3 protein-coding genes are annotated in these 3,214 nt (G+C 50.6%); all 3 read right to left on the bottom strand.

Translation table 11 applies throughout. The features are described from left to right. Nucleotides 1-111: 111 nt before the first annotated feature. The 3 genes from WHS88_12660 to WHS88_12650 all read right to left on the bottom strand — a co-directional run bounded on the left by WHS88_12660 (nucleotide 112) and on the right by WHS88_12650 (nucleotide 2,945). Nucleotides 112-1,017 (bottom strand): hypothetical protein, encoded by a 906-nt coding sequence (locus WHS88_12660; GenBank protein ID MEJ5261031.1) that lies wholly within the window; start codon nucleotides 1,015-1,017, stop codon nucleotides 112-114. Nucleotides 1,018-1,046: 29 nt separating this feature from the next. Next, complete coding sequence (locus WHS88_12655) at nucleotides 1,047-1,889, bottom strand: hypothetical protein (GenBank protein ID MEJ5261030.1); 843 nt, start codon at nucleotides 1,887-1,889, stop codon at nucleotides 1,047-1,049. Nucleotides 1,890-1,982: 93 nt separating this feature from the next. Continuing rightward, entirely contained in the window at nucleotides 1,983-2,945 is a 963-nt protein-coding gene (locus WHS88_12650; GenBank protein MEJ5261029.1) for a hypothetical protein, read from the bottom strand. Nucleotides 2,946-3,214: the final 269 nt, after the last annotated feature.

Genomic DNA, 3,214 nt, shown 5'->3' with positions numbered 1-3,214 from the left:
CCGACCGCGGGCCAGGTTCATCTCCCCCAGCCGCATCGCCGCATACAACGCCCCCCGATCGTCCGGATACCGCTCAAACACCGTCTGGCCTCTTCTTTCTTCCTGAACAGTTTATTCAGCAAGAGCATAAGCCGTTTTAGCGCTAAGGGCGATATTGGTAAATCGCTCGGCGTTATTCAGAACCGACAGCACACTCAAAATATCCGAGGTATTCTGCCCCCAACCAACAATTTTGCCGGCCGTTGTGATACCCATCGCCGTTTTTTCTCCGCAGGCAATTTGTCCCGTAAAATTGGTTTCCAATGGAACATCGCTGACCTGCTGACTGCCGTCAAATCCCCAGGTGATGATCCTTCCATCATTTCTCAAGGCCGCGCTGAACGAATTGCCGCCTGCGACGGCCAGAAAAGCCCCGGAAGTTGGTGCGTTCGTAACCGCGTTTCCGAAATCATTCCCCCAGCAGACAATCGTTCCGGTTTTGGTCAGAGCCAGACTATGAAACTTCCCTGCTGCAATTTTTATAAAGTCGCCGCCTTTGGGGGTCTGACTTACTTGTCCGTATCGGTCATCTCCCCAGGACACGATTTCCCCGTTGCGCGTAAGTGCCAGACAATGCTGGTATCCGCAGGCGATTGCAACGAAGTTCGGTTCTGTCGGGGCGTCGGTAACCTGTTTTTTGTTATCCGCTCCCCACACCACGATTTCCCCTCTCGAGTGTAAGGCCATGCTGGTATTCCCGCCGGCCGCTACGGCTACAAAACCAGCTGTCTTCGGAGCCCCTGAAACTTGATGCTGACGATCATCACCCCAGCAAATAATATTTCCTTGTGCATTCAGAGCAACGGCGTGGTTTTCTCCTGCTTGAATCTGTATATAATTGCTCCCGGCCGGATTCCCGGAAACCTGTCCGTATTCATTATTTCCCCAGGCAATAATTCGGCCTGCTAAACAAATTTGCCCTGAAATGATACACAGAGCAAAACACGCCGGTTCCCAAGAGAGTCGTTTTGAAAGCATAAAAACCTCTCTGCAAAAGGATTCTGTTTCTACTGAACCAGCGCATACGCCACGCCGGCCCCTACGGAGACATCGATAAAACTGTATTGATTATTCAATTTTGATAATTTGCTGAGTGTCCCCCAATAATCCTTTCCCCAGCCGACGATTTTCCCATCCCGAGTCAGCACCATACTGCAATGTTCCCCTCCATCCAGGACAGACACGAAATTGTTCGCCGAGGGAGTCTGAGAGACCTGCCCATCCTGGTCCCATCCCCAGGAAACAAGCGTGCCGTCTGCCTTGAGGGCCAGACTGTGCCGAGCACCGGCGGCTATTGCAATAAAGTTATTTCCTGTGGGTGTTTTCGACACCTGACCATAGGTATCATCTCCCCAGGAGACAATCGTTCCGTCAGAACGCAGCGCCAAACTGTGATTGTATCCCGCTGCGATTGCGATAAAGTTGTTCCCGGAGGGAGTTTGAGAGACCTGCCTGCAGTGATCCCGTCCCCAGGAACGTAAACTCCCATCTGATTTCAGAGCCAGACTATGGTAGAGGCCTGCGGCAACCGCTGTAAAGCCGGATTCTTTAGGGGTATCGGATACTTGTCTGTACTCGTCATAACCCCATGCGGCAATCCGGCCGTCGGCTTTCAAGGCCAGTCCATGGCTGGCCCCTGCTGCGATTTTTACAAAACCGCCGCCGGCAGGGGCTCCGGATACTTCATTTGCATCATTATGCCCCCAGACGACAATCCGGCCGTCTGATTTCAGAGCCATACCGAATGTACCGCCTGCTTCGACGTTGACAAAATCATCGTCTTTGGGAACATTCCCGATTGTACCCAATAAGTCACCGCCCCAGGTGACGATCCGTGCTCCCTCCGACATTCCCCAAGAAAAGAGGAAAAAGACTGCCGAGCCTATCCATTTCAAGCAGAAAGAACGATTCCTCATTGAAAACCTCCCATACTCATACAGTCGTTATCCGCATTTTCCATTATCCCATCCATCCCATAATGAGACTTCAAAACCTATAGAATATGTGTTTCCTTTTATGTCAAATCCGACTTCTCCTGCAAATGTTCCTTCGCCTAAGCTTAAGCATCCCATTTCAAAACCTGAACCGCTTTGTTCACAATTCCCTGCAGCGCTTGCGTAATAGAGCCCTCCAGCGCTGGCGCCTACGCTGATACCCACGGCACCTTCTGCCTCCACAGAAAACGTCATCAATCCATCAAACCATTCCCATCCGGTTCTGGTCTCAACCCTCAATTCCGCTTCCGCTTCAAGTTGCCCGCCTAAGGATACTGAAATCCCGCCGTAAGCGTTCCAGCATGGGGCATCACACCCAATAAAAATGCCTTCGACACCGCCGCTTCCTGATGCGGTAGCTACAGGCTCAAGGTCAAACTCAAGAATCCCTTGAACTGAGCCCTTCCCAAAAAATTCTTTATCAATCTGAACATCCGGAAAATTTGAAATATCCCACTCTATCTCTATGCCCAACTCAAGCCCACCGCCGCCCCAAATGGTGGGAGTAGAAGCATCGTCACAGGGACTGCAGCATTTTTCTTGATAACTCAGTTCTCCTACAAAATTAAAACTGATATCCGCATCAATATCCACTGCCTTGATGCTTTCGATTGTTTCCTCAAGTTTCTTTATAAATGGTTCTATTACTGATTTCGTTTGGCCTTCAAACGTTCCATAAACAATCGGATTATGGCTGTCATCGCATTTGAAAGTGCAGCTTCCTGCCCCATTACATATCTTGCATACAGGCGGATTCGGATCACAACAGGTGTTTCCGCAGCACTGTTGACCTTTTGGACAAATATGCCCATTTCCTTGATTGCAGCATTCATATGACGTCGAATCATAACAGAAACCGTCGCAGCAATCTTCATACTGGCGGCCGCCGCACTTTAAGCATTGATTATTCACACATTCCTGACAAAGCTCAGATTTGCAGGAGTATTGACATCGATCATCTTTGCATCGATAGCAATTCTCTTCCCGACAGCATTCCCGATAGCCGGGAATGTTTGTCCCACAGCAGACCTCTTTCGCTCGGCCGCCGCAGACCCTGCAGGAACCGGATGTGCATTCTTCACAGCGGCTTGATGCACATTGGTACACACAGTTCGGCGGAACCCAGGCATGACACGGCGGGCAGGGCGGCGGAGGACAGGCAGGCAGAATATCGGTAAACA

The sequence above is a fragment of the Anaerohalosphaeraceae bacterium genome (assembly GCA_037479115.1).
Taxonomy (GTDB): Bacteria; Planctomycetota; Phycisphaerae; order Sedimentisphaerales; family Anaerohalosphaeraceae; genus JAHDQI01.
This window is presented reverse-complemented; position numbering and strand designations above follow the sequence as displayed.